This window comes from Undibacterium sp. 5I1 (assembly GCF_034314085.1).
Lineage (GTDB): Bacteria > Pseudomonadota > Gammaproteobacteria > Burkholderiales > Burkholderiaceae_D > Undibacterium.
This window is the reverse complement of sequence record NZ_JAVIWI010000001.1, coordinates 1,695,989-1,711,858: the sequence shown is the minus strand read 5'-3', so window position 1 is coordinate 1,711,858 and position 15,870 is coordinate 1,695,989. Positions and strand designations below refer to the sequence as shown.

Sequence of the window (15,870 nt, the reverse complement as noted above, 5' to 3'; positions counted from 1 at the left end):
TCAGCTTTTAAATTCGTTTAAATTCTTGAGGAGTTCTTAAAGGCGTTCTGCGGCTTCTATCGTGTTGACCAATAGCATCGTAATCGTCATTGGGCCCACACCGCCAGGGACGGGAGTGATGTAGCCAGCGACCTCTTTGACATGAAGGTAATCAACGTCACCACATAATTTGCCTTCTTCATCACGATTCATCCCGACATCCAATACTACTGCACCCGGTTTGACCATATCAGCAGTCACGATGTTGCGCTTGCCAGTGGCGACCACCAAAATGTCGGCGTTGCGGGTATGGGAGCCTAAATCGCGTGTCTTAGAATTACAGATGGTGACGGTCGCGCCCGCTTGCAAGAGCAACATTGCCTGTGGTTTACCGACAATATTGGATGCGCCGACGACGACTGCGTTGGCACCGCGAATAGGGTAGTCGATTGATTCCAGCATTTTCATCACGCCATACGGTGTGCAAGGGCGGAACAGCGGTTGCCCCGTCATCAGCAGGCCTGCATTGCTGATATGAAATCCGTCTACATCTTTTTCTGATGCAATCGCTTCAATCACTTTATTCGCATCAATATGCGCTGGCAAAGGTAATTGCACCAAAATACCGTTGATCTTACTGTCATTGTTTAGTCTTGCGATATGCGCGAGCAGGGCGGTTTCGCTCAAACCGGCATCGTATTTTTCTAACACAGAGTAAAAGCCGCAGTCTTCGCAGGCTTTGACTTTGTTGCGCACATACACTTGCGACGCTGGATTTTCACCTACCAGAATCACCGCCAAACCGGGTTGTTTGCCTTGCGCTGTGAGTGCTGCCGCTCGTTGTGTGACTTCGGTACGAATTTCTTGGGAGAGCTGTGTTCCGCTGATGATATGGGCAGTCATGGTGGGCTTTGCAAAAGAAGATCAAGCCGAGATTATAAATTATGCGCTGTGTTGCTGGAGAACATTGACTCGCTGGAGATATTAAAAGTTTGAAAATGAATGTCCAATGGTTATGTGCCTCCAAGCCAAAAACAGGCTAGGAGGCACATAACCATTGGACGTCTAATTTTTACAGTGTGGGACTTACGCCAAACCGCCCCAGCTTAGATTACTGTCGTCATCGCGACGCCTTGCCAAGACAATTTTACGTAAGTCCTAAGTTATATTGCACCGCAACCAAAATATCACATTATGAAATCAAATATCGCTATTTGAAAAATTAAAAACTGCTGTTAAAATACCTCCGCAAAGAATTATTATGATTTAAAAACAAGCACTAATTTGTCGATACGCCACCGCGCTTCGCTTCGAAAGCGCATTATCAGGAGACCCAGCAGATGTCAACTTCTTCACCCCAGATCGACCAAGTTTTGGCGCAAGCCGTCAATGATCCCGATGTTATGGAAACCTCCGAGTGGCTTGACGCGCTGGAGTCTGTGATCGATAAAGAAGGTCCGGAAAGGGCGCACTATCTAATGGAGCGCATGGTGGATCTGGCACGTCGTCGCGGTGCCCATATCCCGTTTTCCAGCAACACGGCTTATGTCAATACGATCCCGGCCCACCTGGGTGAGCATTGCCCCGGCAATCTGGAAATTGAAGAGCGGTTGCGCTCTATGATGCGTTGGAATGCGATGGCAATGGTAGTTAAGGCCAATCGCGTTGATGGTGATCTGGGCGGTCATTTATCCAGTTTTGCCTCACTGGCTAATATGCTGGGTATTGGCTTCAACCATTTTTGGCATGCGCCGACCGAAGATCACGGTGGCGATTTACTGTATATCCAGGGCCATTCATCTCCAGGTATCTACGCCCGCGCTTTTTTAGAAGGCCGTTTAACCGAAGATCAACTGATCCATTTCCGTCGCGAAGTCGATGGCAAGGGTTTGTCGTCGTACCCGCATCCAAAACTGATGCCAGATTTTTGGCAGTTCCCAACTGTATCAATGGGCCTTGGTCCCTTAATGGCGATTTATCAGGCACGTTTCCTGAAGTATCTACATGCACGTGGTATCGCTGATACTGAGAAGCGTAAAGTCTGGGCATTCTGCGGTGATGGTGAGATGGATGAGCCAGAATCTATGGGTGCGATTGGTATGGCGGGTCGCGAACAACTGGACAATCTGGTGATGGTCGTCAACTGTAATTTGCAACGTCTTGATGGTCCGGTACGTGGCAACGGCAAGATCATTCAAGAGCTGGAATCAGATTTCCGTGGCGCAGGCTGGAATGTGGTGAAAGTGATCTGGGGTAGCGGTTGGGATGAGTTGCTCGCTAAAGATAAAGACGGTATCTTGCAAAAAGTCATGATGGAAACTGTCGATGGCGAGTACCAGAATTACAAAGCCAAAGATGGCGCTTATGTTCGTGCGAACTTCTTTGGCAAGCATCCCAAGTTATTGGAAATGGTCAGCAAAATGTCAGATGACGACATCTGGCGCCTGACTCGCGGTGGACATGATCCCCACAAAATTTATGCTGCATTTAAAGTGGCACAAGAAAATAAAGGGCAACCGACCGTAATCTTGGCCAAGAGTATTAAAGGTTTTGGTTTTGGTAAATCGGGTGAAGCACGTAACACGGCGCATAACACCAAAAAGCTGGACGATGAAGCGATTAAAGCAATGCGCGATCGTTTCCAACTGCCAATCGCTGATGCAGATTTGCCAGGTATTCCTTTTTATAAACCTGCTGACGACACGCCAGAAATGCAGTACCTGCAAGCACGTCGTAAGGCGCTCGGCGGCTATTTGCCACAACGCCGTCAAAAAGCCGATGAAGAACTGATCGTCCCTGAGTTGTCGGCATTTAAAGCGATGCTGGAACCGACCGCTGAAGGTCGTGAAATATCTACCACTGCCGCGTATGTACGTATTTTGACTGCCTTATTACGCGATGCAAGCTTGGGGCCGCGTGTCGTACCAATTATGGTCGATGAGTCCCGCACATTTGGTATGGAGGGCTTGTTCCGCCAGATCGGTATCTTCAGTCAGGTTGGTCAATTGTATGAGCCAGTCGATAAAGATCAGGTGATGTATTACCGCGAAGATAAAGCTGGTCAGATTTTGCAAGAAGGGATTAATGAAGCGGGTGGTATGAGTTCATGGATCGCCGCTGCGACCTCATACTCGACCAACAACCGCGTGATGATTCCGTTTTATACCTACTACTCCATGTTTGGTCTGCAACGCGTTGGTGATCTGGCGTGGGCCGCCGGGGATATGCGTGCTCGCGGCTTCTTGTTAGGCGGTACCGCCGGCCGTACCACTCTGAACGGCGAAGGCTTGCAGCATGAGGACGGTCACAGTCATGTATTAGCTTCGACCATACCAAACTGCGTACCTTACGATCCGACGTTCGCACATGAAGTCGCGGTCATCATGCATGATGGTTTGCGCCGTATGGTCACAAATCAGGAAGATGTGTTTTACTACCTCACGCTGATGAATGAGAACTACAGCCATCCGGGACTGAAAGAGGGACAAGAAGAAGGCATCATCAAAGGTTTGTACCTGTTGCAAAAATCCGAGAGCGTGACCAAGCACCGAGTACAACTGATGGGCTCTGGCACGATACTGCGCGAAGTGATTGCTGCAGCAGAATTGTTGCAAAATGATTTTGGTATCGCGGCTGATGTCTGGTCTGCACCAAGCTTTACTTTATTAGCCCGTGATGGTCAGGATGTAGAACGTTGGAATATGTTGCATCCAACGGCAGAGCCGCGTGTGGCTCATATTACGCAATGCTTAAAAGATACGGCAGGTCCGATAATCGTTTCTACCGATTACATGCGTACCTTTGCGGAACAAGTACGCGCCTTCATTCCAAAAGGTCGTAGCTACAAAGTCTTGGGTACGGATGGTTTTGGTCGGTCTGACAGCCGTGCAAAATTGCGTGAATTCTTTGAGGTCAATCGCTATTTCGTGGTGATCGCTGCACTCAAAACCTTGGCTGATGAAGGTGTGTTGTCTGCCTCTGTTGTTGCCCAGGCTATTGAAAAGTACGGCATCAACGCAGACAAACCTAATCCGGTCACTGTCTAAGTTAACTGGGTTAATTTAGTTACCTAAGTAAGCATGAGCAAAGAAGGGCGCACTCAGCAAGTGATGCGCCTCTCTCAAATAATTTACGCGGAGCGAAAACTATGAGTGCGATTGAAGTCAAAGTGCCGGACATCGGCGATTTCAAAGAAGTAGAAGTGATTGAATTGATGGTCAAGGTTGGCGATACCATTAAGGTTGATCAATCATTAATCACGGTCGAATCAGACAAAGCCAGTATGGAGATTCCCTCCAGCCATGCTGGCGTCGTGACAGAAATTAAAGTGAAAGTCGGCGACAAAGTTGCCGAAGGTTCTTTACTCGTTGTGGTTGAGGCGTCTGGCGATGTTGCTCCGGTAACTGCTCCGGCAACTACTCCGGCAGCTGCGCCAGTAGCAGCAACCGTACCGGCAGCTCCAGTTGCATTAGCACCCGCGCCAGCACCAGCTGCGCCAGTTGCCGCCGCTGCGGTTGAGGTACCAGCTAGCACAGCGACAACATCAACTCCTGTCAGCAATGCCGATGGCAGCAAGCCACATGCATCACCGTCAATCCGAAAATTTGCGCGCGAACTTGGCGTTGATCTCTTGCGCGTGCAAGGTAGCGGACCTAAAGGCCGTATCTCGCAATTGGACGTGCAAAACTTCGTCAAAGGCATTATGGCTGGTAGTACAGCAGTATCGGCTGTTTCTGCTCCGGCAAAAAATGGCAGCGGTGTTGGTCTCGATTTGTTGCCTTGGCCCTCACTGGATTTCAGCAAATTTGGTAGCACCGAATTGTTGCCTTTGTCCCGCATCAAAAAACTCAGCGGCCCTAATCTGCATCGCAACTGGGTGATGATTCCGCACGTAACGCAGTTCGATGAAGCTGACATTACTGACTTGGAAGATTTCCGTAAATCGTCCAACGAAGCTTTGGTTAAATCGGGCGTTAAGCTAACGATGCTGGCCTTTGTCATCAAAGCTAGCGTCGCCGCTTTGAAGAAATTTAAAGCCTTCAACGCCTCCTTGGATGGGAAGGGAGAAAACCTGATACTCAAACAGTATTACAACATCGGTTTTGCAGCTGATACGCCAAACGGATTGGTTGTTCCTGTGATCAAAAATGCAGACCAAAAAACTTTGTCGCAAATCGCTGTCGAGATGGGTGAGTTGTCTGCACAAGCGCGTGACGGCAAGCTGAAGCCAGCTGATATGCAAGGCGCTACTTTTACGATTTCGTCTTTGGGCGGGATTGGTGGTACGGCATTTACACCTATCATCAACGCACCGGAAGTCGCTATTTTGGGATTGTCTAAATCGACGATTAAACCAGTGTGGGACGGCAAGCAATTTATTCCACGCTTGATGTTGCCTTTATCCCTGTCCTACGATCATCGCGTCATTGATGGCGCAATGGCTGCCAAGTTCACCGCGTATTTAGCCGATGTTTTGGCTGATCTGCGTAAAACCTTGCTGTGAGCGGAGAAAATACATGAGCACAATTGAGGTCAAAGTACCTGATATCGGTGATTTTAAAGAAGTAGAAATTATCGAATTACTGGTTAAAGTGGGCGATACGATTAAGGTCGATCAATCCCTGATTACGGTCGAATCGGACAAAGCGAGTATGGAGATTCCCTCCACGCACGCCGGTGTCATCAAGGAATTAAAAATCAAAGTGGGCGACAAAGTAGCAGAAGGAAGTATGCTGCTGGTGTTGGAGGCAGCAGGTGCAGCAGAAGTTGCAGCGCCAGTAACCCAAGCCGCTCCTGCCACTCCAGCTGCTCCTGCAGCCGCTGTCAGCGCTCCAGTAATACCAACAGCACCATCAGCACCAACGGCGTCCAGCATCGTAGAAGTTAAAGTCCCAGACATTGGTGATTTTAAAGAAGTAGAAGTCATCGAATTGATGGTCAAAGTGGGTGACAGCATCAAAGTTGATCAATCACTGATCACGGTAGAGTCGGACAAAGCCAGTATGGAAATTCCATCCAGCCACGCTGGCGTGGTCAAAGAAATTAAAATCAAAGTCGGTGACAAAGTTGCCGAAGGTGCTTTGTTATTACTGGTAGAAGCCGCAGGCCAAGTGTCTAGCGCAAGTGCATCTGCGGCCGCGCCAGCATCAGTATCTGCACCAGTTGCTGCACAGGTGGCGTCCGCCGCCGCTCCTGTCGTCTCCGCCGTCCCCGCACCAATCGCATCCAGCTACACCGGTAAAGTGGATGTGGAATGCGACATGATGGTTTTAGGCGCAGGTCCCGGTGGTTATTCAGCCGCTTTCCGTTCTGCTGATCTTGGGATGAATACAGTGCTGGTAGAACGCTATGCAGCCCTTGGCGGTGTTTGCCTGAATGTCGGTTGTATTCCGTCCAAAGCCTTGCTGCACGTCGCCGCTGTGATTGATGAGACCGCCTCGATGGCAGTGCATGGCGTGACTTTTGCCAAACCTGTGATCGACATTGATAAATTGCGTGGCTACAAAGAAAGCGTCATCAAAAAAATGACGACAGGTTTGTCTGGCATGGCTAAAGCCCGCAAAGTCAATGTAGTACAAGGTACAGGTCAATTCGTCAGCCCGAATCATATTGAAGTCACTGCCGCTGATGGATCTAAGAAAACTGTTCAGTTCAAACAAGCCATCATTGCAGCTGGTTCGTCGGTGGTGAACTTACCCTTTGTTCCGGCTGATCCACGTATCGTTGATAGCACCGGCGCTTTGGAATTGCGTCAGGTGCCTAAACGTATGTTGGTAATTGGCGGCGGTATCATCGGCTTAGAAATGGCAACCGTGTATTCCACATTAGGCGCACGTATCGATGTCGTTGAAATGATGGACGGCCTGATGCAAGGCGCAGACCGCGACATGGTAAAGGTCTGGCAAAAGTTCAACGAAAAACGTTTCGACAATATCATGTTGAAAACAAAAACCGTTGCGGTTGAAGCGCTTCCAGAAGGTATCAAAGTCAGCTTTGAAGCAGCAGAGGCCGGCGTGGCTGCACCAGCGTCACAAATTTACGATCTGGTGTTGGTGGCAGTTGGCCGCAGTCCTAACGGTAAAAAAATCGCTGCCGATAAAGCAGGTGTTAGCGTCACCGACCGCGGCTTTATCAACGTGGATAAGCAAATGCGCACTAACGTTCCGCATATTTTTGCGATTGGCGATCTGGTCGGTCAGCCTATGCTGGCACACAAAGCGGTACATGAAGCGCATGTTGCTGCAGAAGCCGCCTCCGGTGAGAAAGCCTATTTTGATGCGAGCGTGATTCCTTCTGTTGCCTACACCGATCCAGAAATCGCCTGGGTCGGTATTACAGAAGACGAAGCTAAAGCTAAAGGCATTAAGCTTGAAAAAGGCCATTTCCCTTGGGCAGCCTCGGGCCGCGCAGTCGCCAATGGACGTGATGAAGGTTTTACCAAATTGTTATTTGATGCAGAAACCAAACGCATTGTAGGTGGCGGTATTGTTGGCACGCATGCAGGCGATATGATCGGCGAAATCGCATTGGCAATTGAAATGGGCGCAGATGCAGTTGATATCGGCAAAACGATACATCCGCATCCGACCTTGGGTGAGTCTATCGGGATGGCTGCCGAAGTCTACAAAGGCGTCTGTACTGATTTGCCGCCTATGCGCAAAAAGTAATTAGTTGTTATCAGTAGGACTTACGCAAAATCGCCCCGGCTGCGTTGTAGCTCCTAGCTGTGCTACAGTACTATCTTCGTCGCTACGCCTTGCCGGGACAATTTTGCGTAAGTCCTAATAGTTGAATTGGTCCAAAAAAGCTCTTGGTGCACGTTAGCACCAAGAGCTTTTTTTCGTGCTTAAACTTGCTATTTGGGTGTTGATATCGGGCAGGATTTAATCACATTTATTATTCCCATAGAATATACTCACCATCAGTATGTTTTAATCGTCCAAATAATATTTGGACAATAAGACATGGCGGATTCAGCTACGAAGAGCAACGGGAGGTAAGTTTTAGGGGGAGTATATCCAAATTATAAAAAACCTCAAACGGCGTTCGATAGCCGAGGCATTTCCTAGGGCGATGATTGAGTTGATTGACTGCCCGTTGCAACTGGGCTTGAGTGATTTCCTTGAAGTTGGTGTTCTTTGGAAAGTAGTATCGTAATAAGCCGTTCGTGTTCTCGTTGAGCCCCCGCTCCCAGGAATGATACGGATGAGCGAAGTACACTTGGGCTTGCAGATGTGCTGCGATGGACTCATGCCCTGCAAACTCCCTGCCATTATCGAACGTGATGGTATGGCAGTGCTGCTGATGTGGCGTGAGCAGTTGCTCGATGCTGGCAGCAACTCCTTGCGCGTGTTTGCTATGATGTTGCCGGGCTAAGGTAAAACGAGAGACACGATCGACCCGCGTAATGACGATACCTTGCTGTTTCTTGCCAATGATCGTATCGCCCTCCCAGTCGCCTAAGCAGATTTTTTGATCCACGATCGCGGGTCGTTGGTCAATGCTGATACGGTTCTTGAGCATGCCCCGGCGCTGTTGACCACTACCGTAGCGTTTGCGGTAGGGCTTCTGACCCCGCAGATGCTTGAAGAGAGTGCCGCCCGCTCTGCGGTCAGCGTAGATGCGCAGATAGACGGTTTCATGACTGCTCTTCATTTTTTCCTGCCGTTCCAGGCTTAACCGTTCGATTGCTTGCTGCGGCGATAAGTCCATGCGCAGGTAGGTCGAGACGGCGAGCCAGTCGTTGTCATCAATACGTCGTGCGTTACGACTATTCTTTTGTCGTTCGTCGGCTATTTTTTCGCTTGTAAGGGGCGCCACCCGCTTCCTCCGGTATTGCGCTTGAGTTCCCTGTGGATGCTGGACTTATGACGATGGAGTGCGGCAGCAATCTCGCTGACTGTCTTTTTTTCTAACCGCAGTGCGTAAATTTGGTATCGTTCGTCTTGGGTTAGGTGTGTGTAGCGCATATTCGGCAACTTTCGACTGGCTGGTCAAAAGGCAGAATGCTATCGCATCTGACCCTTTGACTTTTTATTCAACGTTGCTCTTCGTACTTGAATCCGCCCTATTTTTAGTAAAAACAATGGGGAGTATATTGTTTTGAGCCAGAAAGGAGTTTTCTGAAGCTTTAACTCATAGTGCTTTGACGACTAGCCTAAGCTAAATTACCTAGCCTCATGTTCTGGCTTCCACAGCGCAGGCAGTTCGCCTGATTTACGTCCCTTGAGAATTGCTGCATTGACCCTGTTAATGATATCGCCATCATTTTGCAATCCATTGGTGAAGTGGATGTCATCAATCAAGAAGGGTCTGCTTAAAACTTTGATGCTGAATGTCGTCTGCTCAGCCATACGGATGTTTTTATCCCTGAGGTAGTTGTTCAGTTCCGTTTCCAATTCTTTGGGATTGGCGGTTCTGGAATTAAATAGCATCACATCCATACGACCGGACAATAACTTTTTTAATCTGGAACTAGTTTGCGGCTGATCTTCTTCTACTTTGAACAAGCGATTTCTTTTGCTATCGATCTCGTCACCAAACCGTATTCCTCTGACGATGCCGACAGACTTGCCTTTCAGGTCTTCGACAGAATTGAATTTGAGTGCCGAATCACTGCGCACAATGACCCAAATAAAGTCGGAGAAGATGGGAATGGAGTAACGCATTTCGCTCAGTCGCTCCGAGGTTTTGGACAGGCCAAACGCCAATCCTTCGCCCGCTTTGACATTCTCTACCAGACGAGAGAGCGGATAGCGTTTTATGTCAAAGTGGATGCCTAAAGTACGCTCAAAATAGTCAAGGATTTTTTGATTCTCTGGGCGAATCGAAGCAATCTCACCGTTTTCATCCCGAGTTTCAGCAATCAACAACGGTATATTTTGCACATTAAACGCGCTGGACAAAATCGCCGACGCCGCAATCCCGGTCGATAGCATCAATAACGAAAATAAAAAGAAGCTACGCATCCTTTTGCTGACTGACATAAAGATAAGCTTCCTAGAAGAGCGGTATTTTGAACCGGATTCAAAAATACTTGTTTGTAACGGCCTTGCACAATATTGTTACCGTATCATAATAATGATAATGGATCGCGTGTAATTCAAGACTTCTTTAAATGTAAGCCATTGTTATATGGCGCGATCTATGCTTTATGTATAGTGCATCTATTGCAAAATCCATTCATAATCAGTTCATACTATATTAATGTAGTGATCTGTATAAGTGGCCTGTACTAAGTGATCTGTACTCAGCGAACGGAAATTAACCGTAGTTCGCTGCCAGGGTTGGTTTTGTGCAAAACGCTTTTATTTCATAGTGAGCGATGATGTCAGGACAACGTGAACAACTTCCTTTGGGATCAGATTTACCCAAACGAGGACGCAATAGATCAAAAGAGGAAATTATTCTCTTGATGTTGTGCGCACTCAGTATCCCGAGTATTTTTCCGTTCGGGATAGTTCGCCTGTTGCAACATAATTGGGTGCTCGCCGCCGTAGATCTAACAATTGTGGTCGGCATGGCGTGCGTCTTTCTGTATGTATTTAATACGGGTCGAGTGCGCTGGGCTAGTATTTTCGTCACGATTTTTTACTCTTCAGGCATGCTCGCGGTTATTTTTATAAGGGGTGCACCGCTAGTGTATTGGGTCTATCCGACCATGATCGCTGCTTATTTATGCTGAAAGCTCACGAGGCCTTGCTGATCAATACAGTGTCTCTGATTGCTATGTTGTTTGCTTTATACGGTCAGATGGAGCTGATTAATTTGTCTAGCATCGCCATCACGATTATCCTCATTAATTTGTTCTCGACGATTTTTTCGTACCGCACTAATCTCCAGCATAAAGAATTAAATCAGCAGGCTGAACGCGATTTTTTGACTGGTGTCGGTAATCGCCGTGCACTTGATCGCCGTTTAGCGAAATTGGCTGATCCTAAAAATATGCAGCCGGAATCTTGTCTACTTTTATTTGATTTAGATCATTTTAAGAACGTGAATGATCAGTTTGGCCATATTGTCGGCGATCAGGTTTTGGTTCGATTGTGCGAATTAATTTGCACCAGAATTCGCACGACAGACTCAGTATTTCGCTATGGCGGTGAGGAGTTTGTCGTGATTGCAGTCGGCGCTAATTTACAAGCTGCAAGCAAGCTGGCAGAAGAGTTGAGGGCGCTGATTCAGAATGCGCCTTTACTGATTAATTTTCCGATTACGGTGTCGATTGGTGTTGCAAAAATTACGCCGGCAGAGACCGGATCGTCCTGGTTTCAGCGTGCTGATGCGATGTTATATGAGGCCAAGCAAGCTGGGCGAAATACGGTGCGTGTAGCCTCTGATTAAATTAATCAAGTAACTGATTATCCATACGCGATGTAAGGGGTGGCAGAGTGGTTGGTGCTACAACCAATCACGAAATTTAATTAAAGCCTTGAATTTGTATTCCGCTTACTTATTTATACTGGTAGTCAGTAATTATTAGTCGTCCATATATTAATTGGTGGATAAGACATATTTCTTAATTTATCTGAGGAGTATGTATTTTTTTTGAACTTTGTAATTATTATTCTCCTATTTTTTGTGCTTTGACTATTCATTTTAAATTTGAACATATCCCCCGATCGATTGTTGGAAAATAATAATCTGGCAATTACATTCTGTTACTTTTTAATATAGTTAAGAAACATCTTTACCGTATCTTTTCGAGCATGATTAGTGAGCGTAATTCATCCTGAAAAGGATGTCCGTACGATCAGCTTAGGTTTGATGGGAGAGTGAAGATGACACGGTTCAAAAAAGGAATCTTATTTCTCGTGGGCTTGGTGTCATTCACCACAGCCGTTGGTGACGATGTCACAGATCAGCTACAGACGGCGTTCAAGGGGGATGCTCTGGCTGACATCAGCACATTGACGCAATATGCCAAAAAAGGTGATCCGCAGGCGCAGACCAGGCTTGGTGTTATCTACTTCCAGGGCAAAGGCGTAGAGCAAAACTATCAGCAGGCTTCTTACTGGTTTGCACAGGCGGCGGCGCGTGGTCATGCGGGTGCGCAGACCAATTTGGGTTTGATGTATAGCAATGCTTTGGGTGTGCCCCAGAATCAACAAACCGCGGCGTACTGGTATCAAAAAGCCGCAGTGCAAGGCTACACGGCTGCCTACCTGAATCTTGGAATTTTATATTCTGAAAATGATGATGCTGACGACGGCGTCAAACAGGATTTAAGCAAAGCGCTGGCATCTTATAAAAAAGCCGCTTACCAAGGCAACCCGCATGCGCAGTACCGCTTAGGTGCCATGTATGCCAACGGCACAGGCGTGTTACATGATGACAAGCGCGCAGTATATTGGTACGCCAAAGCAGCACAGCAAGGCTTGGCAAGTGCAAGATTTAATTTGGGTTTGAAATATCTAAACGGTGAGGGCGTTTCTCAAGACACGCTGGAAGGATACAAATTAATGTTGCTTGCCAGTATCGATTTCGGTAAAAAAGAAATGGATAGTCGCGATCTTGTCAGTGAGGGATCAACTCGGGAATTGATTGATGACACCCAACGTCTGTCAGAAATGTGGCCTGTGAATATGGATGTTGTATTTGATGCGCCATCAGAAGAGGCTTTAGTCGCCTCCAATTCAAGCGACTGATTTGAGTTCGCGATTTGAGCTCACAATTTGCGTCCGTGATTGCGTATAACTCTTCTTAATGCATCTCGCTTGCGATAAATAGGTAAGTGGCTTAAGTAGTTTCTACAGGTTTTGGTGGATGCTATTAAATTTTCTTAGCTCCTTTTTCGTATCTTTCTGATTATCGGGCACGATAAAACCCTAATCGCTTGATATTCCAGCGCAAATTTCGTCCTCTCGCGTTGTTGCTGACATTCTGGTCTGCGTTTTATCAAATTTACTTTCAAATAGTTTCTTATTGGATCTAGCGAGTCCATGCTTAAGACGCTATAAAAATTCAGTAAAGATAATTTTATTTATCATCTTGTCTTCTCTATCTGATCACTTATTATTTATCTCATAAAAGATGCGCATAAAAATATAAAAATAATTGGCTTGCGGCAATTTATTTGTAAAAAAAAGTGCATAATCAACTCAATTAAATTCCATACGGCAATAAATTGCAATGCATAAGGCCTTGCGTCGTGATGGAAATCTGATCGCTAACGTCAGATAGAAATGAGGATGCCATGAGATTACTTAACGCCATCAAAGCTCTGATAGTAATTATTGTGACTTTGCAAATGCCTTTGTTATACGCACAAAGTGCCACTTTTAAAATCAATACCAGCTTAGAGAAAAAGTCGATCAGTCCGCTGATTTATGGCTATAACGCTTATGCTGACGGTACCAATCGAACAGGCTGGAATAATCAAGGTGGGCAGGCTGCGTTACAAAGTTTGAATCTGGCATCGCGTCGCTTAGGTGGCAATTCGATGACTAGTTTCAACTGGGAAAACGGCGTCAGTAATTCTGGCGACGACTGGTGCAATTCATCTAATGCAGGAGTAAGTGCGGCGACCGGCGCAGGTGATCCTTCGTAAACTTCAGGCTTGGCCTACTACACTCCCGGCGCCGGATTGACTAATTTCCATGATCAATCGCTGACATTAAATACCTATTCTCTTTTACAGTTGCCAGCAGCTGGCAAACTACCCAAAGACATTATCAATTTGTATCCACCTGCGATTTGTAAAGGATCTGGTTTATGGCAAAACACCGCCGGGCCTTCAAATATCGATACCGCGCGCTGGTTAGATATCGTCAACGACAAACCGACGACGACCGGCGCTTTATCTACATCGCCCAGTCTTGCAGATAATGTTGTTTATATCGACGAAGAATTGAATTTTTTAATCCAGCAATATGGCAATGCGGCGAATAGTCGCGGCATCAAAGGCTATGAGTTGGATAATGAGCCAGACCTCTGGCACCACTGGGCCGATGTCAATAATGGTAGCGGTACGCACTACAATCTGTATCCCAATTTGACGACGGTTGGCGATATTTTTCAACGAAACATTGCACTTGCCACGACGGTTAAACGTATGGATGCAACAGCACAAACCTATGGCCCGGCGCTTAGTGGTTATTTAGGATTATTCAGCTTATGGGCAGTGTGGGACGGGGTGCAATCACATCAGCCAGCCGATTGGGCCAACTACAACGTAGAACCATTTGCGACCAACAATACGGGCGATCGTTATCGCTACAACGGCATGACCTTAGCAAATGCCTACCTGTCCGGCATGAAGCAGGCATCGCAGGCAGCTAATCAACGATTGCTGGATGTTTTCTCTTTTCACTACTACCCACAAGCCTCGTATACCCCGATAGACCGGGTACAAGCAGCGCGTAGTTTGTGGGATGCTAATTATGTAGAGCCAACCTGGATCACTCAGACCGGTAACGGTTTTACCGATGGACGTGGTTTGCAAATCGTACCCAAACTTAAACAAGCAATTGCTGATTTTTATCCCGATACTAAATTGGCGATTACAGAATATGATTTTGGTGGACGGGACGATATTAGCGGCGCGATTGCACAAGCAGATGCACTTGGCATATTTGGTAAACAAGGCTTATATCTGGCGACTTATTTTGGTGATGCGGAAGGATTTATTGCATCGGGTTTTAAAATTTTCCGTAATTACGACGGCAATAAATCGGTTTTCCCAGAAATCTCAGTACAGGCAATTTCTAGTAATAACGCCAATGGCGCAGTATATGCAGCGGTCAGCGCAGCAGACCCAAATACTTTACACATTATCGCCATCAATCGTTTGGCGACGAGCTTAAGTACCAGTTTTCAGATTACTAATCCGACGAGTTTCAAGACGGCACAAGTTTGGGGTGTCAGTGGCACCAACACCGCCATCACCGCCCGGACCGGTGTTAGTAACATCGCTTCAAATAAATTCAGCTATCGTTTGCCTGCCAGCTCGGTGATGCATTTTGTATTGACGCCTTGAAATTGTTTGCGTTACCAATCAGTTTTTTTTCAATTAGGGCTTACGCACAATTGTCCCGTCGAGGAGCTGCAACACAGCTAGGGCGGTTTTGAGTAAGTTCTGTCAATCATATTTGATTGAATCAGTCCTTATCCCAATACCCCAAACGCTGCATCCAAGCAGCGATATCTTGCTGATTATCGTCGCCGGTTTGATATAAGGATTGCTTCGCACCTTTGATGTCGTCTTTGATTCTGTGTTGACCGAGTTTGAATTTTCCTTCCAGCTTTTCTACCTTGATACGGAATGCGACGATGCCTTTTAACAGGCCGTCTCTTGCAGCCGTGGGCATGTCATCAAAGCGAGTTTGGAAGTCTGGTTCGTGATGCTGAATTAATTTGCCAAGTACCGCTAATTTGCTATCAGCATCATGCAGTGTCTGCGCAGTGCCAGTGGCATGTACCGCGATGTAATCCCAAGTCGGTACCCGATTGCCGGGTTGGTATAAAGAGGGCGAAACGTAGGTGTGCGGACCATGAAAAATCGCTAGCATAGCCGTACCAGCTTCTATGGCTTTCCATTGTGGATTTGGTAGCGCAAGATGGCCGTCGATGATGATTTGTCCCTCGTATTCTTCCGCCAGCACCGGCACATGGCTGGCAAACGGCACGCCATCTACATTGCAGACCAGGCTGACAAAGTTATAGCGGCGCATGACTTCTAGTAACAAAGCCGGATCGTTTTGCTGGAAGTGGGTTGGCAGATACATTGTCCGCTTTCTATGAAGGTTCTAATTTGGGGGATCAACGTTGCCTCCGTTGATCATAGTTATTCAGTTAGATTTAGCTAAATATCAATATACTCCCGAATTTATTTTAAAAAAATGCTTAATTGTCCATAGATTATATAGACAATTAAAATATACTAACGGCGAG

13 protein-coding genes are annotated in these 15,870 nt (G+C 46.9%); 8 read left to right on the top strand and 5 right to left on the bottom strand.

The window, feature by feature from the left end:
- Positions 1-36 precede the first annotated feature (36 nt).
- Entirely contained in the window at positions 37-882 is an 846-nt protein-coding gene (gene folD / locus RGU72_RS07625; RefSeq protein ID WP_322119159.1) for a bifunctional methylenetetrahydrofolate dehydrogenase/methenyltetrahydrofolate cyclohydrolase FolD, read from the bottom strand.
- A 437-nt stretch (positions 883-1,319) separates the two neighbouring features.
- Between folD and aceE the strand changes: the two genes are divergently transcribed.
- From aceE to lpdA, 3 genes are all read left to right on the top strand, one after another.
- Positions 1,320-4,025 (top strand): pyruvate dehydrogenase (acetyl-transferring), homodimeric type, encoded by a 2,706-nt coding sequence (gene aceE / locus RGU72_RS07620; RefSeq protein ID WP_322119158.1) that lies wholly within the window; start codon positions 1,320-1,322, stop codon positions 4,023-4,025.
- Positions 4,026-4,126: 101 nt separating this feature from the next.
- The gene (gene aceF / locus RGU72_RS07615; RefSeq protein WP_322119157.1) at positions 4,127-5,482 is read left to right on the top strand and encodes a dihydrolipoyllysine-residue acetyltransferase; all 1,356 of its coding nucleotides are present in this window, start codon (positions 4,127-4,129) and stop codon (positions 5,480-5,482) included.
- Between the two features lie 13 nt (positions 5,483-5,495).
- A complete protein-coding gene (lpdA, locus tag RGU72_RS07610; RefSeq protein WP_322119156.1) occupies positions 5,496-7,646 on the top strand; it encodes a dihydrolipoyl dehydrogenase in 2,151 nt (716 codons plus the stop codon).
- Positions 7,647-7,956: 310 nt separating this feature from the next.
- On the opposite strand, the gene RGU72_RS07605 is transcribed toward lpdA, so the two are convergent.
- The 3 genes from RGU72_RS07605 to RGU72_RS07595 all read right to left on the bottom strand — a co-directional run bounded on the left by RGU72_RS07605 (position 7,957) and on the right by RGU72_RS07595 (position 9,965).
- Positions 7,957-8,799, bottom strand: coding sequence for an IS30 family transposase (locus tag RGU72_RS07605; protein ID WP_322118488.1), 843 nt, complete (start codon positions 8,797-8,799; stop codon positions 7,957-7,959).
- The gene (locus RGU72_RS07600; RefSeq protein WP_322118487.1) at positions 8,772-8,948 is read right to left on the bottom strand and encodes a helix-turn-helix domain-containing protein; all 177 of its coding nucleotides are present in this window, start codon (positions 8,946-8,948) and stop codon (positions 8,772-8,774) included. Before RGU72_RS07600 ends, RGU72_RS07605 begins: the two co-directional genes overlap by 28 nt.
- Positions 8,949-9,146: 198 nt before the next feature.
- Positions 9,147-9,965 carry a transporter substrate-binding domain-containing protein gene (locus RGU72_RS07595; RefSeq protein ID WP_322119155.1) on the bottom strand — a complete coding sequence of 273 codons (819 nt, stop codon included), beginning with the start codon at positions 9,963-9,965 and terminating at the stop codon, positions 9,147-9,149.
- 341 nt (positions 9,966-10,306) lie between these two features.
- Here RGU72_RS07595 and RGU72_RS07590 point away from each other — a divergent pair, with 341 nt between their 5' ends.
- From RGU72_RS07590 to RGU72_RS07570, 5 genes are all read left to right on the top strand, one after another.
- Complete coding sequence (locus tag RGU72_RS07590) at positions 10,307-10,663, top strand: hypothetical protein (RefSeq protein ID WP_322119154.1); 357 nt, start codon at positions 10,307-10,309, stop codon at positions 10,661-10,663.
- Positions 10,657-11,322, top strand: a complete 666-nt coding sequence (locus tag RGU72_RS07585) for a GGDEF domain-containing protein (protein ID WP_322119153.1) — start codon at positions 10,657-10,659, stop codon at positions 11,320-11,322. The genes RGU72_RS07590 and RGU72_RS07585 overlap by 7 nt, the downstream gene beginning before the upstream one ends.
- A gap of 437 nt (positions 11,323-11,759) precedes the next feature.
- Positions 11,760-12,626 carry a tetratricopeptide repeat protein gene (locus tag RGU72_RS07580; protein ID WP_322119152.1) on the top strand — a complete coding sequence of 289 codons (867 nt, stop codon included), beginning with the start codon at positions 11,760-11,762 and terminating at the stop codon, positions 12,624-12,626.
- A 548-nt stretch (positions 12,627-13,174) separates the two neighbouring features.
- Positions 13,175-13,528 carry a hypothetical protein gene (locus RGU72_RS07575; RefSeq protein ID WP_322119151.1) on the top strand — a complete coding sequence of 118 codons (354 nt, stop codon included), beginning with the start codon at positions 13,175-13,177 and terminating at the stop codon, positions 13,526-13,528.
- A gap of 9 nt (positions 13,529-13,537) precedes the next feature.
- Entirely contained in the window at positions 13,538-14,956 is a 1,419-nt protein-coding gene (locus RGU72_RS07570) for a glycoside hydrolase family 44 protein (RefSeq protein ID WP_322119150.1), read from the top strand.
- Between the two features lie 121 nt (positions 14,957-15,077).
- On the opposite strand, the gene RGU72_RS07565 is transcribed toward RGU72_RS07570, so the two are convergent.
- On the bottom strand, positions 15,078-15,704 hold the full coding sequence (locus RGU72_RS07565; protein ID WP_322119149.1) for an FMN-binding negative transcriptional regulator: 627 nt from the start codon (positions 15,702-15,704) through the stop codon (positions 15,078-15,080).
- Positions 15,705-15,870 lie beyond the last annotated feature (166 nt).

What these genes read in the sequence shown, in the direction of transcription:
- RGU72_RS07595 (WP_322119155.1), bottom strand. Translation starts at nt 9,965, where the DNA reads ATGTCAGTCAGCAAAAGGATGCGTAGCTTCTTTTTATTTTCGTTATTG.
- aceF (WP_322119157.1), top strand. Translation starts at nt 4,127, where the DNA reads ATGAGTGCGATTGAAGTCAAAGTGCCGGACATCGGCGATTTCAAAGAA.
- RGU72_RS07575 (WP_322119151.1), top strand. Translation starts at nt 13,175, where the DNA reads ATGAGATTACTTAACGCCATCAAAGCTCTGATAGTAATTATTGTGACT.
- RGU72_RS07600 (WP_322118487.1), bottom strand. Translation starts at nt 8,948, where the DNA reads ATGCGCTACACACACCTAACCCAAGACGAACGATACCAAATTTACGCA.
- RGU72_RS07590 (WP_322119154.1), top strand. Translation starts at nt 10,307, where the DNA reads ATGTCAGGACAACGTGAACAACTTCCTTTGGGATCAGATTTACCCAAA.
- RGU72_RS07565 (WP_322119149.1), bottom strand. Translation starts at nt 15,704, where the DNA reads ATGTATCTGCCAACCCACTTCCAGCAAAACGATCCGGCTTTGTTACTA.
- RGU72_RS07580 (WP_322119152.1), top strand. Translation starts at nt 11,760, where the DNA reads ATGACACGGTTCAAAAAAGGAATCTTATTTCTCGTGGGCTTGGTGTCA.
- RGU72_RS07585 (WP_322119153.1), top strand. Translation starts at nt 10,657, where the DNA reads ATGCTGAAAGCTCACGAGGCCTTGCTGATCAATACAGTGTCTCTGATT.
- aceE (WP_322119158.1), top strand. Translation starts at nt 1,320, where the DNA reads ATGTCAACTTCTTCACCCCAGATCGACCAAGTTTTGGCGCAAGCCGTC.
- lpdA (WP_322119156.1), top strand. Translation starts at nt 5,496, where the DNA reads ATGAGCACAATTGAGGTCAAAGTACCTGATATCGGTGATTTTAAAGAA.
- folD (WP_322119159.1), bottom strand. Translation starts at nt 882, where the DNA reads ATGACTGCCCATATCATCAGCGGAACACAGCTCTCCCAAGAAATTCGT.